This window comes from Bradyrhizobium sp. dw_411 (assembly GCF_018449695.1).
In the GTDB taxonomy this organism is placed as follows: Bacteria; Pseudomonadota; Alphaproteobacteria; order Rhizobiales; family Xanthobacteraceae; genus Bradyrhizobium.
The window spans coordinates 187,709-202,725 of the sequence record NZ_JAAVUY010000014.1; the positions used below are offsets into that span (position 1 = coordinate 187,709).

Below are 15,017 nucleotides of genomic sequence, written 5' to 3' on the forward strand. Positions count from 1 at the left end.
GGTCGTCGTCAGGCCGCTTTGGCTTTCGCCACATGACCGGCGATCGCATCCATCAGCACCGGCGACAGGCAATCATAGGGCTCAAGCCCGAGCTCCTTGAGGCGCGCCCGGATCGCGGGCATCTCCGACGGATTGACCCCGGTCTCGATCACCGAGGATACGAACGCCGCAAAGCCCGGGGCCGCCGAGCCGCCTTCGGTGAAGAGTTCGGGATGGATGAAGTCCAGACCGTAGAACGGATGCGCCTTGTTCTCGATGCGGCCGTACATGTGGGTGCCGCACACCTTGCAGGCGTGCCGCTGGATGGTCTTGGAGGGATCGACGATGTGAAGCTTGTCGCCGTTCTCCAGCACAGTGACGTTCTCGCGCGGAACCACCGCAATGACCGAGAAGACCGCGCCTTCCGGTTTCCAGCACTGGCTGCAACCGCAGGCGTGATTGTGGGCAACGTCGCCCTTGACGCCGACCTTGACCTGCTTGTCCTTGCATTTGCAGACCAGGGTGCCGCCCGCAAAATGGCCGGAACCCTTCTTGACCCCGTTGTCAACCGATGGATGGATGTGAACAGTCATAGGTCTATCCTCCTTGTGTTTGACGTTTGTTTGGACTTCAGAACACCACAACCGAACGGATCGACTTGCCTTCGTGCATGAGATCGAACCCCTTGTTGATTTCCTCGAGCTTGAGGACGTGGGTAATCATCGGGTCGATCTCGATCTTTCCGTTCATGTACCAATCGACGATTTTCGGCACATCCGTGCGGCCGCGCGCGCCGCCGAAGGCCGAACCCTTCCAGACCCGGCCGGTGACCAGTTGAAATGGCCGCGTGGCGATTTCCTTGCCGGCTTCCGCGACGCCGATCACGACCGAAACACCCCAGCCGCGATGGCAGGCTTCCAGCGCCTGCCGCATCACAGTGGTGTTGCCGGTGCAATCAAAAGTGTAATCGGCGCCGCCATCGGTCAGTCCGACCAGATGCTGTACGATATCGCCTTCGACCTTCTTCGGATTGACGAAGTGCGTCATGCCGAAGCGGCGGCCCCATTCTTCCTTGGAGTCATTGATATCGACGCCGACGATCTTGTCGGCGCCGACCATCCGCGCGCCCTGGATCACGTTGAGGCCGATGCCGCCGAGACCGAACACCACCACGTTGGAGCCCGGCGTCACCTTGGCGGTATTGACCACCGCGCCGACGCCGGTGGTGACGCCGCAGCCGATGTAGCAGCTCTTGTCGAACGGCGCGTCTTCGCGAATTTTGGCGACCGCGATCTCCGGCAACACCGTGAAATTCGAAAACGTCGAACAGCCCATGTAATGGAAGATCGGCTTGCCCTTGTGGCTGAAGCGCGAGGTGCCGTCGGGCATCACGCCCTTGCCCTGCGTCGCGCGAATCTGGGTGCACAAATTGGTCTTCTGGCTGAGGCAGCTTTTGCACTGCCGGCATTCCGGCGTGTAAAGTGGGATCACATGGTCGCCCGGCTTGACCGAGGTGACACCGGGGCCGACCTCACGAACGATGCCCGCTCCCTCATGGCCGAGGATCGACGGAAAGATTCCTTCGCTGTCGAAACCGTCCAGCGTGTAGGCGTCGGTGTGGCAGATTCCGGTCGCCTTGATCTCGACCAGCACTTCGCCCGCTTTCGGACCTTCCAGATCGAGCTCGACGATTTCGAGCGGCTTTTTGGCTTCGAACGCGACTGCGGCGCGTGTTTTCATTTCATGCTCCTGTTGGGCTCTTGACGATAAAATCTGTCGTCACCCGCGCCGCTCGTTCCCGATTTTCCCAATTCTTTGTGTCTTGCCGTCATTTGATCCCCGTACAACTGGCCTCGGCCTGTTTGATGGCCTCGGTCTTGTCTTCATGTTTCGGCGGACGGCCGCCTGGAATCGCATCGTTGGCGCGGGCGCGCAGGTAGACGTAGATGTCGTCGAGATAGCACATCACATTCGCATTTGTCGCGAATGACGGCATCACCTTGTCATTGGCGGCATCGACATTCTTGCGGCCGTTGGTGACGATATTGTTGAAGTCGACATAGCTCATCGTCTTCAAGGAAGCCGCGAGCGCGGGGGCATAGCTCGATCCCTCGCCGTTCGGGCCGTGACAGACATGGCAGTCCGAATGATAGCGGCGAAAGCCCGAATAGGTGTACCAGTCGACGGTGCCGTCCTCGCCCATCTTGTAGGTCGGGTTGCCGCCCTTGTCGGCGTATTTGCCGTCGTCGGATGAGACGATGGCGGGATCGCCCGATCCGTCGGCGCGGACGGTGGCGGCGGTTGCCGAAATCACACCAGGAATAATCAGCAGCAATTTCCAGTTACAGATGCTCACGTAACGTCCTCATTCACTTCGCAGCCAGTTCGGAACAGAATCGGCGCGCAGCAGGGCAGCGGCGCGCCGATCCAGGATCATCTCTCCGTGACGTCGCGGCCTATTCGCTGGGCAGTGCGAACACCGTCAACGTGCCGCCCAATGAGGTGTAGGACGCCAGACCCGCATAGCCGCCGACCGCGCCAAGCCCCGCGGTATCGACGGTCTTCTCCTTGGTCGGCAACTTGCCCTGATCGACCGCACCATGCCACGCGGCAGCGTTCTCGGGCTGCAGCAGACCGGCCGCCAGACCGATACCGGCCCAGCCGCCGACGCCGGACAGCACCGCCACATATTGCTTGCCGCCGTGCTCGTAGGTCATCACGTTGCCGATGATGCCCGACGGGGTCTTGAACTTGTAGAGTTCCTTGCCCGTCTTGGCATCGACCGCCTTCAGGTAGCCTTCGAGCGTGCCGTAGAACACGACCCCGCCGGCGGTGGCCAATGCGCCGCCCCAGGCCGAGAACTGCTCTTTGTTGGACCACACGATCTTGCCGGTCTTGCCGTCCCAGGCAATGAAGTTGCCCATATGGGTATCGCCCTTGGGCGGATACATCGCCACCGCGGCGCCGACGTAAGCCTGGCCGGCCGTATAGGCGACCTTGTAGGGCTCGTAGTCCATGCAGACATGGTTGGTCGGCACATAAAACAACTGCGTCTCCGGGCTATAGGCCGCCGGTTGCTCGTCCTTGGTGCCGAGCGCCGCCGGGCAGATGCCCTTTGAGTTGCTGTCTTCACCCTGGTGCTGTGTCGAATAGGCATCGACCACCAGCGGCCGGCCATAGGTCTTGGACGACTTGTCCATGTCGACCTTGCTCGCCCAGTTCACGACCGGATCGAACTTCTCGGCGACCAGCAATTCGCCGGTGGCGCGATCGAGCGTGTAGCCGAAGCCGTTACGGTCGAAATGCGTCAGCAGCTTCCGCGGCTGGCCATTGATGGACTGGTCGGTCAGGATCATCTCGTTGACGCCGTCAAAGTCCCACTCGTCATGCGGCGTCATCTGGTAGATCCATTTGACCGCACCGGTGTCGAGATCGCGCGCCCAGATCGACATCGACCACCTGTTGTCGCCGGGGCGCTGCACCGGGTTCCAGGTCGAGGGGTTACCCGAACCGTAATAGACCAGGTTCAACGCCGGATCGTAGGAGTACCAGCCCCAGGTCGCGCCGCCGCCGATCTTCCATTGATCGCCCTGCCAGGTCGATGTCGAGGAATCCGGCCCGACCGGCTTGCCGAGTGAAGTGGTCTTGACCGGGTCGATCAGCGTGTCGGCGTCCGGTCCTGCCGAGAAGCCGCGCCAGGCCAGCTTGCCGTCCTTGATGTTGTAGGCGCTGACCCAGCCGCGCACACCGAACTCGCCGCCGGAGACGCCGATCAGGACCTTGTCCTTGTAGACAAACGGCGCATCGGTGCCGGACTGGCCCTTGCCGGCTTCGCCGTCCATCACCGACCAGACTTTCGCACCGGTCTTGGCGTCGAGCGCGACCAGCGTAGTGTCGGCCTGATGCAGGAAGATCTTGCCATCGGCATAGGCGACGCCGCGGTTGACCGTGTCGCAGCACATGATCGGAATCACATTGGGATCCTGCCGCGGCTCATACTTCCAGATGATCTTGCCTTCGTTGTTCAGATCCAGCGCATAGACCGTGTTCGGGAACGGCGTGTGCACATACATCACGTCGCCGATCACCAGCGGGCCGCCCTCATGACCGCGCAGCACGCCGGTCGAGAACGTCCAGGCCACCTGCAGCTTCTTGACGTTGGCGGCGTTGATCTGGTTCAGCTTGGAATAGCGCGTGTTGGCATCATCGCCCTGCTGCATGACCCACTGCTTGGGATCCTTGGCTAGCTTGTCCAACGCCTCGTCGGCCCGTAACGCCGGGCCGTACAACGCCAACAGACTGACACCGGTCGCGAGTAATACCTTGCGCATCGTGAATCCTCCCAAATGTGAACGAAGTGTTTCCGCAAAAACGGATCACTTTTCAGTTTTGTTCGTAACCATCTTACCCGCTTCAAATCAGGAAACTTGCCCAAGAGGGAAACGCCTTTGCGCGAAAGCGAAGCGCGATGATCTTTTTAAGGGCCGCGATGATTTTCGTTCACGGCGCCGCACCTATGTTGCGCAGCACCATCAACTTAGGTTTCTCTTGACGGCGCTGAAACTAAGTCGGAGGATTATCAAAGGGATGTCAGCAGGCGTGCTGCTCAAAGCCCGACGACGGCCTTAAATTGAGGTAAAAGCCGCTCTAGTGTGACTCGATACTTTTTGCGGCAAGCGACTACGTCTTCTGATCTCGAATCGGTGGCTGGATAATGTCCGACACGGTCCGCTCGCTTAACACCTCCGGATTTACGCCGAAGAAGCAGATCCAGGTTTGGTCAGATACACTGACCGATCTTTGCGGGCATTTTGACATCGATCCGCTGGAAGCTTCCACATTCGAGGGCAGGATAAATTACACGACGGTCTCGAAACTAAAGCTATGCCAGATCGAGGCGAGCCAGCACCGGCTGGCACACACAGCCGCGAGCGCGGCACTGGGCGGCCATCCGTTCATCAAGATCCTGTTCCAGACTTACGGAATTTCGCATTTCGAACAGAGCGGCCGCCATATCGAGTTGGCGCCCGGCGACTGTCTCGCCTACGACGTCTCCTGTCCGCACACCATCGTCAGCCCCGCACTGACCCGGCACGAGGTCGTCATTGTGCCGAAGGAATTGCTGCAGGAACGCGGCTTCCGCTCAGCAAAGATGTCGGCCTGCAAACTCTCGGCGCGCACCGGCACCGGCCGGATCGCCTACAACTTTGTTCATGCCGCGTTCGACGAAGCGACCAAGCTGTCGCCGAACAACGCGATCGGGGTTGCCGATTCGCTGATCGATCTCCTGCTGTTGCCGCTTCGCGACGCCGACGCGATGTTCGATCGGGTCGGCCCCGAGGCGATGTATGTCCGGGCGCACTTCTTCATCCGGGAACATCTGCGCGACCCCGATCTTTCGATCGACCAGATCTCTGCGGCTTTGGGCTGCACCAAACGCTATCTGCACATGCTGTTCAGCGATCGCGGAACCACCATCAGCGACTATATCCGGCACGCCCGGTTGCAGAATTGCCGTCAGGAACTGGAGACCCAGGTCGGAAAATCCGTCACGGACGTCGCATTTTCGTGGGGCTTTTCGAGTTCGTCGCACTTCAGCCGCGTATTCCGGGAGCATTTCGGAATCGTTCCATCCGCGATTCACAAGGCGCAGCACGGCGGCCTCTCTCCGGACATTTCCTGCGAATGAAATAAAACGTTCGCCGCAACGCGACGACGCGCAATCCAGAGGTCGCGCCCGAGATCCCGCTCCAACTCAAGTTTGATTTGATTCGCTTGATGCCCTACGGGCGATTGTGGCGCCGGCCCAATTTTGTTGGCAGGACGCCTGCCACGGCTCGACGCAGGACTTGTCGGTCGAGCCGGGCCGGTCGTTTCGATGTGGTCTATTTGCGCGCTGCGCAGGCGTACATGTTGATTTCCATGCCCACCGGCACTTCGACAATCTTTGGAGCTTTCCAGGCCATTTCACTCTCCCAAGTTTGGCGCGAACGCCGCGCCGGGCTTGAACCTAGGACCGGGATCGACATCGCGCAAGTGCGCAAGCAACTGTCGTCGAACATCTGCAGCTCGGGCTTGCCAGCCGATATCTCTCTCCCGGACAAAGCGATTTCTTTCTTGGACAAGGCGAACCTGACAAGACTTTCCCTGACAAGACTCGCCCTGACAAGACTTGCCCTAGCGTGTTCCGCGCCAATAGGCGAGCACACACCAACCCAACACGGCTCCGCTGACAATCCAGATCGCGATGATAATGATTGCCGCGATCTTGCCATGCGACCCCGTGACAGCCTCATCCACACGGGCACGACTCGCGGTCATGACCTCTTCCGGGATCAACGACAGCACCAGCCAGATGCCCAGCGGCACGATGATCAAATCATCCAGATAGCCGAGGACAGGGATGAAATCCGGAATGAGATCGATCGGAGACAGCGCATATCCGACAACAGCCAGCGCAAGATACTTGGTGTACCAGGGCACGTGCGGGCTCTGAGCGGCAAGATAGATCGCATGGATCTCGCGCTTGAGCATGCGCGCCCAGGCTTTTATGTCGCGGAGTACCGAACGGCTCCATGCCAGGCTGGTCGCGACTAGAGTATCGGTTCTGATTGAATCAGAACCGGGCTCTAATCTTTTGGTTTGACGCGTTTTCTTCACGCGAACCGGTATCCACTTCACTCGAAAATGCTCCAGTCGACCAAACCTCACTTGAACTTGCATTTGGTTTCGGGGCGATCGAGCCCGAGCGTATCAAGCGCCGATACCTGATGGAGGAAACCCTCCTGGGGAGAAACCGATACGGTGTTCCTGCCATCGAACAGCAGGATGGGCTGTCGTAGTTGCAGGTTCCAGCCGCGCAGGGTCAGTTTTTGACCCTTGAAGGCCGCGACCGAGAATTCCGGACCCTTGATAAAAGCGAGCATCTTGCCGGAATCGGCAGACGCGGTTCGGACTCCCGCCTCGCCGATCATGCGAACGGCGGTCCAGGCCTGGACGTCCTGCGATGTCATCAGGCGTTGAAATGCCCGGGTGAAACGGTTCTGCAATTGCACGGCGCCCCATTGATCGAACGCCGCATTCCAGGTGCCGGGAACCAGTCCCGCCGAGCCCGCGACCGGCCGCGCATCCCAGGTCCGAAATGGCAGATAGCCGGCAAACACCTCGCTCTCATCCGCCGTAACCAGGACGTCATGCGGAGGTAGTCCCTGCGTCACTACCGGCATCTGCCGCTGAATCTCGGCAACACCGCTATCGGTGCGGCGGGCGCCGCCGCTATCCTTGAATTCGCGCTCCTCGACGATCTTGGCGCCGAACCGGGTCGCGGCATGACGCAAGGCCTCCGCGAACAGAACGTCCTTTTCATGCGAGCCCTTGAACAGCACCCATTTGTCCCACTTCTTCCAGACCAGATATTGCGCCAGCGCGTCCGCGAGCATCGAGCGCGTCGGCGCCACATGGATGACGTTGGCGCGACAATCCTGTTCGCGCAGCCGCTCGTCCAACGCCGAGGCGTTGATAAACACCTCGGCGCGCGCCTGACCGGCGTCCGCGACCTTCAGCAGCCGATCCGCATCGAGACTCGTCACGATAAAGGATACGCCCTGATCCGCGAGCGCATTCATGGCCGCGACGGGATCGTCACTCTCGCCGAGGACTTTTTCGACCAGGGTATAACGCTGATTGAGAAAGCGTCCGGTGGCATTGTTGTCGTCGATGGCCAATTGGGCGCCGGCGAGACCGTCATTGGCGGAGGGCACATCGATCAGCGATAGCCTGAGCTTCGAGGGGAGCTGACGCAAATAGCCGACCTTGATGTCCACGGGCTCGTCGGCCGACCGGCCTGCTCCGCCTGAAACCATGAGTACGCAGACAGCAAGGAAAATCCGGAACAAATTGTACCTCCAAGGCGACGTTTCAGGCGGAAATCAAGACAGAACTCATGACAACCAACGGCTCGATGCACCGCAACATCGCGTTCATGCCGCGTTACCGGCAATTTCGTTTTGTTTTCCGTGACACGCGCCGGGTCAAGATACTCCAATAGCGACAGGGAGCAACGACATGCTAAATGCAATCGTCTCTCTATGGTTGCCGTATTCGATGTCCGGAGAATGCCACATGTTCGATTTGCGATGGATCGCGGCTTCGGCCTTTTCCTTTATCTTTTTCTCTATCTTTTCTCTGGCCGTGGTCTCTCTGTCAGCCGATCCTGCTTTCGCCTTTCTTGCCTACATCTCCAACGAAAAAGGCAATACCGTCTCGGTCATCGACACCGACAAGATGGAAATGATCGCCACCGTCAAGACAGGACAGCGACCGCGCGGTATCGAAGTCTCCCGCGACGGCAAATTGCTCTATGTCGCCGTCGGCGACGACGATCTGATCCAGGTCATCGACACCAAAAGCCTGACCGTGGTCGGCGAATTGCCCTCAGGTCCGGATCCCGAGCAATTCACCATCGATCCGGCGGGCAAGCTGCTCTACGTCGCCAACGAAAATGACGCGATGGTAACGATCATCGACATCGAGAAGCGCGCGTCTGTTGGCGAGGTGTCGGTCGGCATCGAACCCGAAGGCATGGCAGTCAGCCCGGATTCCAAGACGCTGATATGCACGTCCGAAACAACCAGCATGGTCCACTTCATCGACACCGCAAGCCGCCAGATCGTGGGTAACCTGCTGGTCGGATCGCGTCCGCGTTTTTCCGCCTACAAGGCTGACGGGTCGGAATTATGGGTAACCTCCGAAATCGGCGGCGGCCTCGCGATCATCGATCCCTCGACACGCCAGCTCAAGCAAACCGTTACCTTCGAAATTCCAGGCCTGCGATCCGAGGCGATCCAGCCTGTCGGCATCAATATCACCCGGGACGGCAAGCTCGGCTTCATCAATCTCGGACCAGCCAACCGGGTAGCTGTGGTCGACGGCGCAACCCACGCCGTCTTGAAATATCTGCTGGTGGGTCAACGGGTTTGGCACGGCGCATTTACGCCCGATGAAAAGTACCTGCTGGTCGCCAACGGGGTTTCCAATGACGTTTCGGTCATCGACGTGGCGCGTTTGCGGGTCGTCAAATCGATTCAGGTTGGGGAATTACCCTGGGGGATCGCCTTCGGTCCGAATTAAAATCCGGAATTGGCGCGCGCAACTCAAATCTTGCGCTTTTTGCTGCCGGGATAATCGCAGCTCCACTTCGTGACAAACCATGCGGGATGCTGGCCAACCCATTCCGCGATATAGGGCTGCGCCGCCATCATGCACTGTCGAAGCGACCCTTCCCAGGCGTATTGAAGATCCTTTTCCTCGCAATTGCTGGGATTGGCGATGGCACAGACAGTCAGGATGATTTCAATCAATCCGCCCTCCTCGATTCAAATCGCGGCTGGACAATATTACGCCCAATTCATCCTGCCGTTTCAAGATTTCGACAAGAACCGCGCCGCTTGAGTTGCCTCGTTTATCAAGCTGTCTTGCCAAGCGTTCTGCCGCGTCGCAACGAAAGCAACGCCTGGTTCCAGCAACGCTCGCTTGACAAGGCCGCCGCAACGAACTGACCTGTTTGAGATATTCGCGTCGCTGCGACGCCGGAGCCCGAAATCATGACGCTCGAAACCGTTTCCTTGAATCGATCGCACGGCGGCGTGCAGGGTGTTTACAAGCATGCCAGCCGCGAAACAAAGACAACGATGACCTTCTCGGTCTATGTCCCGCCGCATCAGGACGGCGCGAAGCTGCCGGTGGTCTGGTATCTTTCAGGCCTGACCTGTACGCATGCCAATGTCACGGAAAAAGGTGAGTTCCGCAAAGCCTGCGCCGAGCTGGGCTTGATCCTTGTCGCGCCCGACACCAGCCCGAGGGGCGAAGGCGTGCCCGGCGATGCCGCCGCTGCCTATGATTTCGGGCTCGGCGCCGGCTTCTATGTCGATGCGACGCAAGCACCATTCGCGCGCAATTACCGCATGTGGAGCTATGTGACGGAGGAACTGCCCGAATTGGTCACCGGGCATTTTCCGGCCGATCCCAAACGACAATCGATTTTCGGTCATTCGATGGGAGGACACGGCGCGCTGACCATTGCGCTGCGCCATCCCGGCCGCTATCGCGCCGCCAGCGCCTTTGCGCCGATCGCAGCACCCTCGCAGGTGCCATGGGGAATCAAGGCGTTGGGCGGATATCTCGGCGAGACACGCGAGACATGGCGCAAGCATGATGCAGTCGCACTGATCGAGGACGGTGCGCGGTTTTCCGATTTCCTGGTCGATGTCGGCGACGCCGATCCATTCCTGGCCGAACAATTGCGTCCCGAATTACTCGAGCGCGCCTGTGCCAAGGCGGACATTCCCCTCATCCTCCGCCGCCAGCCCGGCTACGATCACAGCTACTACTTCATATCGACATTCATGGAAGATCATCTGCGCTGGCACGCCGCGCGTTTGAATGGATGACCGGCGACCGAGACACCTTCTATTTCTTCTATTTCGGTGAAGCGCCGTTGCCCGGCGCATCTTCATCGGGCAACCGGTTCCTGACCAGAAACCGCACGCCATGTTCGTAGGCTTCCGCGGTGTCGCCGCGAATCTGTCCCCCGAGATGCGCGACACTGGCGCCGCTGGACGCATCGATGATCCAGATGTCCATCGATGTAACCAGCGATGACACTTTGTGGGCCACCGACGCGACGGCCACGGCTGCCCCGGCCTTGCGCGCCACGGGCAAAAAGCAATCCCCGCACTGGTATCGTGGCGCGGTCGCCGCCACCTCGGCGCTGAATGGCCCGAGATCGATGGCGGAATAACGCCCGGTTTTCGCGAGCGCCTCGGACAACACCCGCGTCGCCATCGCGAGCCGCTCGTTGCGGTCGGGTTGCGGCGGCTCACCGCTGGTATCGAAGATTTCAAACGGAAAGATCGCCGCAGATTGGGCGGCGCAGGCCGTGCCCGCCCAAGCCGTTGTCACAAAAGCAGCGGTCAGGATTCGCGCGAGAGTGCCAGAGCGCATCGTCGTCCTCCCCGTCCAAACGCAGTTTGCGGCAAGCGCCGCGGATTGCTAGTAACAAACAGATCAGGACGTCACCGGAATTCGCCCAAGCTTGTTGCAACGCGAGAAACAAGGCTGACGCCTAACGTTCCCGGAGGAATACAACATGGCCAGGTTCGTGGCTCTGATAATCTTCACCGCCGCATTGTTTCCGATCAGCGCGTCCGCCAAGGACACAAGGTTCTGGAACCTGACCGCCAACACCATTACGGCGGTTCAACTTTCGCCCGCAGGCAAGAACGAATGGGGCAAGAACCAGGCCGACAACGACAAGGATGGTACTGTCGATCATGATGAGCGCCTGAAGATCACCAACACGCCCCCCGGCCTCTATGACGTCAAATTTTCCGACAAGACGGGACGGACCTGCGTGGTCCCGAATATCGACGTCAAGGAAGGCGCGGTGTTTTCGATCGAGGAAAAGAGCCTGAAGAATTGCGCCAAATGATGAGCTTGAGTGACCGGCTTGAGTGACCGGCTTGCGTTCAAAAATTCACGCCGAACAGAAAGCGCGCCTGCCTTCGCTCGAAATTGACCAGATCGAGCGAACCAACTGACGTTGTCGCCTGCCCCGCAACCTGCGCGCTCCAGGCGAGCGCAATCCAGGCTTTTTTGGGCAGTCGCATATAGATCGTCGGCCCGATGAAAAAGCCTTGCCCCACAAACGTATCCAAACCGATGCCGTCATAGGCGCGCAGATAGCGCGCTTCGCCGCCGGCGAAGAACCCCGGCCTGATCTCAAACATCGCGCCGAACGCCACGCCTGCAGTCGCTTGCTGCGACCAGGTGCCGGTCGATTTCAAGCGCATGGCCTCGGGCTGGTACAGCAGATTGACCGCCGCGACGACGCGGTCGCGGATCGGCTCCCAGTCGAAGGCAGCAACAAAGTCGACGCCATATTGATTGCCAGGTTGACCGGTTACGTCATCCGCCCGCCCCCAACGGGGCTCGGCCCCCACCGCAAAACCGAACGGCGCGGTCGCGCGATCGAGAAAGCGGTAGCGGATATCCGCGGACACACCACCAAACGCGCCATATTGCTGATTGGCCAATCCGCCAACGCCGGTAACGCCATAGCCGATAATTTCGCCTGACATCTCGGTACGAAGATTGGCGATCGGCACCGTTTCCACCGACAGCGTGCCGGAGGCTGCGTTGTAGGTTCCGGTTTGTTTTCCAAACCGGCCGGTTGCGGAACTCTCGACCTCCCTTTCACCGACCTCGCCGACGTCGCTGCCGATCGTGAAGCCGAATAGATGCTCGGTATCGATTGGTGCTGTGCGAGCACCGGTTGGGGGGATCACGAGCGCCAGCATCAGACAAAATCCCGTGACGCGTCGTTTTGCAGTGCGACACGAGGCACCAACCAAACGTCCGGACACATCATGCTCTGCCATGACCGCATCTAGCCACAGGTCAGACGACTTTCGTAGCGCTTTGCGACACGGCATCAAATCGTCGCTTGTCGCGTAAATTATTTCACGCAAGAATGACCGGGTTGGAGGCTGTCCTCGAATCCGCGATCGATTGTGCTTTGCAGCAGATCTCGATCGCCCGGAACAATGTGAATGCTCAGAACTCTCCTGGCGCTTTGTCTGCTCGCTTGGACAACTCCAACGCAGGCCGGCGAGACCTTGAGAATAGGCCTGCAAAAGACCGGCACATTCGCCTGGCAACTGGACGTTATCCGCCGTCATAACCTTGCTTCGGCTGCGGGCCTCGATTTGAAGATCACCGAATACGCTTCACCGGATGCCGGCAAACTCGCGCTCAACAGCGGCTCGGTCGATCTCGCGCTGGTTGATTGGCTTTGGGTCGCCCGTAGCCGGGCACTTGGCGCCAGAGTGCAGTTCTATCCCTATTCCAGCGCGGTGGGCGCCATCATGGTGAAGGCCGATTCACCGCTGCGGAGCATGGGTGACCTCAAAGGCCGGGTTCTCGCCGTTGCGGGCGGTCCGCTCGACAAGAACTGGCTGATCGTCCAGGCCGCCGCTATTCGCCAGGGAATTGATCTCAAGCGCGACGCGACCCTGCAGTACGGCGCCCCGCCATTGATGTTTCAAAAACTGCTGCAGGGTGAAGCCGAGGCTGGTCTCAATTACTGGAATTTTTGTGCCAGACTGGAAGCCCAGGGCTATCGCCGTCTGTTCGACGTGCGCGATGCGGAAATTGCGCTCGGGCTCAAGGAACCCGTCGCGTTGATCGGTTATGCTTTTACGGAAAACTTTGTGGCCAGCCACCGGAGCGTCATCGACCGCTTCATCGCGATTGCGCAAAAGGCTGATGACATCATGCGGCAATCCGACGCGGAATGGGATGCGCTGCGGCCACTGATGAATGCGGAAGATCAGCAGACATTTGAGGCCTATCGCGACCAGACCCGGGAAGGCATGCCGCGACGGACGATTGCGGCGGAACAGGCTGACGCCCGTGCGCTCTTCAAGACGCTGGCCGGCATCGGCGGCTCCGAGCTTGTGGGCCCGCTGCAAGAACTCGATCCCGGCCTTTACTACCAAACTCTGCCGCCGGAGGCCGACCGGTGACGAAAGTCTATTCGCTCGCCGTCCTGATCGTAGCCTGGGCGGTTACGGCGGCGCTGGTTCAATCCCGCCTGCTGCCGGGTCCGCTCACCATCGGCACGACAATCATTGCCGACATCCGTTCCGGCGAGTTGCCGTTTCATATGGCCTGCACACTTGGACGTGTGATTGGCTCGTTTGCGATCGCGATGCTGCTTGGCATCGCCGCGGGTTATGCGATGGGACGTTCGAAAACCGCCGATCGCTACGCCGATCCATGGTTGATCGTGCTGATCAACATGCCCGCGCTGGTGACGATCATTTTCGCGTATGTCTGGATCGGCCTCAACGAAACCGCGGCGATTCTGGCCGTCGCCGTCAACAAACTGCCGAATGTGATTGTCGTGATGCGCGAAGGCACTCGCGCGCTCGACCCTGACATCGACGACATGGCGAAAGTGTTTCAATTTACCGCGTTCAAAAGGATTCGTCACATCGTCATGCCGCAACTCGCGCCCTATCTCGCCGCCAGTTCGCGTTCCGGTCTCTCCATCGTCTGGAAGATCGTACTTGTGGTCGAGTTGATCGGACGCCCAAACGGCGTAGGGTTCGTGCTGGGCTCGGCGTTCTCGCTGTTCGACATGGCCAGCATACTGAGCTATGCGATCTGCTTCATCGTGCTTATGCTTGTCATCGAAAGCCTTTTGGTACAGCCGCTTGAAAGACGCGCGAACCGCTGGAGACGCCGCCCCGCTTGAGCTTCGCATCGATGCGAAGAGCTACGTGTCGGCCGATGGCAAGCGGGTCGAGGTCGTTCGGGGCCTCGAACTCCGGCTCGAGGCCGGATCGTTTGGCGCGTTGATCGGTCCTTCCGGCTGCGGCAAGACGACAATTCTTCGGATCGCGGCCGGCCTGGATGCCGACTTCCGCGGCCAGATCCTCACCCCCGGCGCCGGCCGTCTCGGGATGGTGTTCCAGGAACCTCGTCTGCTGCCCTGGCGCACGGTCGAGGACAACGTCCGCCTGGCGCTTCCGGTCGACCGGAGCGGGGTTGATCTCGCCGATCTCTTCGACACGCTCGGTCTTGGTTCACATCTGGCGCAATACCCCGGCGAATTGTCGCTGGGACTTGCGCGCCGCGCGGCGATCGCCCGGGCATTTGCGATTCAGCCGGACTTCCTGCTGCTGGATGAGCCCTTTGTGTCACTCGATGAAGCGGTTGCCGCGCGGCTGCGCGACGAACTGATGGCGCTGACGACCCGGACCAAGGTCACGACGCTGCTGGTGACCCATCATCTGGAAGAAGCCGTCCAATTGGCCGATCGGCTGTTTTTTCTGTCCGACCGGCCGACACATGTGATTTTCGAGAAGGCGCTATCGCTGCCACGGGGAACGCGCAGCAAGGAGGACATCGCGTCGATCAGTGAGGAAATGCGGTCGCTGGTGGCACAGGCCGTGACCGGCGCCGGGCCACGCTGA

At 59.9% G+C, this 15,017-nt stretch carries 17 protein-coding genes; 7 read left to right on the plus strand and 10 right to left on the minus strand.

The window, feature by feature from the left end; all coding sequences use genetic code 11:
• Positions 1 to 8: 8 nt before the first annotated feature.
• The 4 genes from gfa to xoxF5 all read right to left on the minus strand — a co-directional run bounded on the left by gfa (position 9) and on the right by xoxF5 (position 4,310).
• A complete protein-coding gene (gene gfa / locus HB676_RS23605; protein ID WP_213740834.1) occupies positions 9 to 572 on the minus strand; it encodes an S-(hydroxymethyl)glutathione synthase in 564 nt (187 codons plus the stop codon).
• Positions 573 to 609: 37 nt separating this feature from the next.
• Positions 610 to 1,719 carry an S-(hydroxymethyl)glutathione dehydrogenase/class III alcohol dehydrogenase gene (locus tag HB676_RS23610; protein WP_213740835.1) on the minus strand — a complete coding sequence of 370 codons (1,110 nt, stop codon included), beginning with the start codon at positions 1,717 to 1,719 and terminating at the stop codon, positions 610 to 612.
• 88 nt (positions 1,720 to 1,807) lie between these two features.
• Positions 1,808 to 2,293: a c-type cytochrome, methanol metabolism-related gene (locus HB676_RS23615; protein ID WP_213740891.1), complete on the minus strand. Its 486-nt coding sequence runs from the start codon at positions 2,291 to 2,293 to the stop codon at positions 1,808 to 1,810.
• A gap of 142 nt (positions 2,294 to 2,435) precedes the next feature.
• A complete protein-coding gene (gene xoxF5, locus HB676_RS23620; RefSeq protein ID WP_213740844.1) occupies positions 2,436 to 4,310 on the minus strand; it encodes a lanthanide-dependent methanol dehydrogenase XoxF5 in 1,875 nt (624 codons plus the stop codon).
• 383 nt (positions 4,311 to 4,693) lie between these two features.
• Here xoxF5 and HB676_RS23625 point away from each other — a divergent pair, with 383 nt between their 5' ends.
• A complete protein-coding gene (locus HB676_RS23625) occupies positions 4,694 to 5,668 on the plus strand; it encodes a helix-turn-helix domain-containing protein (protein ID WP_213740846.1) in 975 nt (324 codons plus the stop codon).
• 196 nt (positions 5,669 to 5,864) lie between these two features.
• On the opposite strand, the gene pqqA is transcribed toward HB676_RS23625, so the two are convergent.
• The 3 genes from pqqA to HB676_RS23640 form a co-directional block, all read right to left on the minus strand.
• Positions 5,865 to 5,945, minus strand: coding sequence for a pyrroloquinoline quinone precursor peptide PqqA (gene pqqA, locus HB676_RS23630; protein WP_012029362.1), 81 nt, complete (start codon positions 5,943 to 5,945; stop codon positions 5,865 to 5,867).
• Positions 5,946 to 6,156: 211 nt separating this feature from the next.
• A complete protein-coding gene (locus HB676_RS23635) occupies positions 6,157 to 6,660 on the minus strand; it encodes a YkvA family protein (RefSeq protein ID WP_346347409.1) in 504 nt (167 codons plus the stop codon).
• 26 nt (positions 6,661 to 6,686) lie between these two features.
• On the minus strand, positions 6,687 to 7,841 hold the full coding sequence (locus tag HB676_RS23640; RefSeq protein WP_213740892.1) for an ABC transporter substrate-binding protein: 1,155 nt from the start codon (positions 7,839 to 7,841) through the stop codon (positions 6,687 to 6,689).
• A gap of 259 nt (positions 7,842 to 8,100) precedes the next feature.
• On the opposite strand from HB676_RS23640, the gene HB676_RS23645 reads away from it, so the two are divergent.
• Complete coding sequence (locus tag HB676_RS23645) at positions 8,101 to 9,108, plus strand: PQQ-dependent catabolism-associated beta-propeller protein (protein ID WP_213740849.1); 1,008 nt, start codon at positions 8,101 to 8,103, stop codon at positions 9,106 to 9,108.
• Between the two features lie 23 nt (positions 9,109 to 9,131).
• Here HB676_RS23645 and HB676_RS23650 read toward each other — a convergent pair whose 3' ends face one another.
• The gene (locus HB676_RS23650) at positions 9,132 to 9,338 is read right to left on the minus strand and encodes a hypothetical protein (RefSeq protein ID WP_213740850.1); all 207 of its coding nucleotides are present in this window, start codon (positions 9,336 to 9,338) and stop codon (positions 9,132 to 9,134) included.
• Between the two features lie 243 nt (positions 9,339 to 9,581).
• Between HB676_RS23650 and fghA the strand changes: the two genes are divergently transcribed.
• Entirely contained in the window at positions 9,582 to 10,427 is an 846-nt protein-coding gene (fghA, locus tag HB676_RS23655) for an S-formylglutathione hydrolase (RefSeq protein ID WP_213740851.1), read from the plus strand.
• Positions 10,428 to 10,455: 28 nt separating this feature from the next.
• Here fghA and HB676_RS23660 read toward each other — a convergent pair whose 3' ends face one another.
• Positions 10,456 to 10,980, minus strand: coding sequence for a DUF2380 domain-containing protein (locus tag HB676_RS23660; RefSeq protein ID WP_213740856.1), 525 nt, complete (start codon positions 10,978 to 10,980; stop codon positions 10,456 to 10,458).
• A 145-nt stretch (positions 10,981 to 11,125) separates the two neighbouring features.
• On the opposite strand from HB676_RS23660, the gene HB676_RS23665 reads away from it, so the two are divergent.
• Positions 11,126 to 11,467 carry a hypothetical protein gene (locus tag HB676_RS23665; protein WP_213740858.1) on the plus strand — a complete coding sequence of 114 codons (342 nt, stop codon included), beginning with the start codon at positions 11,126 to 11,128 and terminating at the stop codon, positions 11,465 to 11,467.
• Between the two features lie 37 nt (positions 11,468 to 11,504).
• Here the strand turns inward: HB676_RS23665 and HB676_RS23670 are convergent, their stop codons facing one another.
• Positions 11,505 to 12,335 (minus strand): hypothetical protein, encoded by an 831-nt coding sequence (locus HB676_RS23670; RefSeq protein ID WP_213740860.1) that lies wholly within the window; start codon positions 12,333 to 12,335, stop codon positions 11,505 to 11,507.
• Positions 12,336 to 12,587: 252 nt separating this feature from the next.
• On the opposite strand from HB676_RS23670, the gene HB676_RS23675 reads away from it, so the two are divergent.
• The 3 genes from HB676_RS23675 to HB676_RS23685 are packed head-to-tail and all read left to right on the plus strand — an operon-like array spanning position 12,588 to position 15,017.
• Positions 12,588 to 13,562 carry an ABC transporter substrate-binding protein gene (locus tag HB676_RS23675; RefSeq protein ID WP_213740862.1) on the plus strand — a complete coding sequence of 325 codons (975 nt, stop codon included), beginning with the start codon at positions 12,588 to 12,590 and terminating at the stop codon, positions 13,560 to 13,562.
• Positions 13,559 to 14,296: an ABC transporter permease subunit gene (locus tag HB676_RS23680; RefSeq protein ID WP_213740863.1), complete on the plus strand. Its 738-nt coding sequence runs from the start codon at positions 13,559 to 13,561 to the stop codon at positions 14,294 to 14,296. Before HB676_RS23675 ends, HB676_RS23680 begins: the two co-directional genes overlap by 4 nt.
• Positions 14,256 to 15,017 carry an ATP-binding cassette domain-containing protein gene (locus HB676_RS23685; protein ID WP_249780422.1) on the plus strand — a complete coding sequence of 254 codons (762 nt, stop codon included), beginning with the start codon at positions 14,256 to 14,258 and terminating at the stop codon, positions 15,015 to 15,017. Before HB676_RS23680 ends, HB676_RS23685 begins: the two co-directional genes overlap by 41 nt.

Coding starts and splice junctions, on each gene's coding strand:
- gfa (WP_213740834.1), bottom strand. CDS start 572: ATGACTGTTCACATCCATCCATCGGTTGACAACGGGGTCAAGAAGGGT.
- HB676_RS23660 (WP_213740856.1), bottom strand. CDS start 10,980: ATGCGCTCTGGCACTCTCGCGCGAATCCTGACCGCTGCTTTTGTGACA.
- HB676_RS23675 (WP_213740862.1), top strand. CDS start 12,588: ATGCTCAGAACTCTCCTGGCGCTTTGTCTGCTCGCTTGGACAACTCCA.
- xoxF5 (WP_213740844.1), bottom strand. CDS start 4,310: ATGCGCAAGGTATTACTCGCGACCGGTGTCAGTCTGTTGGCGTTGTAC.
- HB676_RS23665 (WP_213740858.1), top strand. CDS start 11,126: ATGGCCAGGTTCGTGGCTCTGATAATCTTCACCGCCGCATTGTTTCCG.
- pqqA (WP_012029362.1), bottom strand. CDS start 5,945: ATGGCCTGGAAAGCTCCAAAGATTGTCGAAGTGCCGGTGGGCATGGAA.
- HB676_RS23640 (WP_213740892.1), bottom strand. CDS start 7,841: ATGGTTTCAGGCGGAGCAGGCCGGTCGGCCGACGAGCCCGTGGACATC.
- HB676_RS23625 (WP_213740846.1), top strand. CDS start 4,694: ATGTCCGACACGGTCCGCTCGCTTAACACCTCCGGATTTACGCCGAAG.
- HB676_RS23610 (WP_213740835.1), bottom strand. CDS start 1,719: ATGAAAACACGCGCCGCAGTCGCGTTCGAAGCCAAAAAGCCGCTCGAA.
- HB676_RS23645 (WP_213740849.1), top strand. CDS start 8,101: ATGTTCGATTTGCGATGGATCGCGGCTTCGGCCTTTTCCTTTATCTTT.
- fghA (WP_213740851.1), top strand. CDS start 9,582: ATGACGCTCGAAACCGTTTCCTTGAATCGATCGCACGGCGGCGTGCAG.
- HB676_RS23670 (WP_213740860.1), bottom strand. CDS start 12,335: ATGCTGGCGCTCGTGATCCCCCCAACCGGTGCTCGCACAGCACCAATC.